Origin of the sequence: Paracoccus sp. S4493 (genome assembly GCF_000967735.1) — a bacterium.
GTDB classification, from domain to species: Bacteria; Pseudomonadota; Alphaproteobacteria; order Rhodobacterales; family Rhodobacteraceae; genus Paracoccus; species Paracoccus marcusii.
The window spans coordinates 1-444 of sequence record NZ_JXYF01000526.1; the positions used below are offsets into that span (position 1 = coordinate 1).

Genomic DNA, 444 nt, shown 5'->3' on the forward strand with positions numbered 1-444 from the left:
GCTTCGGCGGGGCCGAGGGGATGGCGCGTTACCTGCGGGACCAGGACATCGGCGCGGTCATTGATGCGACCCATCCCTTTGCCGCGCAGATCAGCCGCAACACGGATTTGGCCTGCCGCGCGGGCGGCGTGCCGATGCTGATGCTGCGCCGCCCCGCCTGGCCGGTCGATCCGGGCTGGAGCCGCGTCCCGGACATTGCGGGCGCGGTCGCGGCGCTGCCTTGCGCGCCGACCGGGGTGTTCCTGGCCATCGGCAAGCAGACCCTGGCGCCCTTCGCCCTCCTGCCGCATCGCTGGCTGTTGCGGCTGGTCGATGCGCCGGATGCGCTCCCCTTGCCCGGCGCGCAGGTCGTTCTGGCCCGCGGCCCCTTCACCGTGGCGGGCGACCGGGCGCTGATGGCGGCGCATGGCATCACCCATCTGGTCGCCAAGAACAGCGGCGGGG

The 444-nt window shown here is 73.4% G+C and carries 1 protein-coding gene; it reads left to right on the top strand.

The genetic code is table 11. The features are described from left to right. Nucleotides 1–444: precorrin-6A/cobalt-precorrin-6A reductase (locus tag TW83_RS18875; protein WP_045984330.1), on the top strand; the 444-nt coding region annotated here is incomplete at both ends.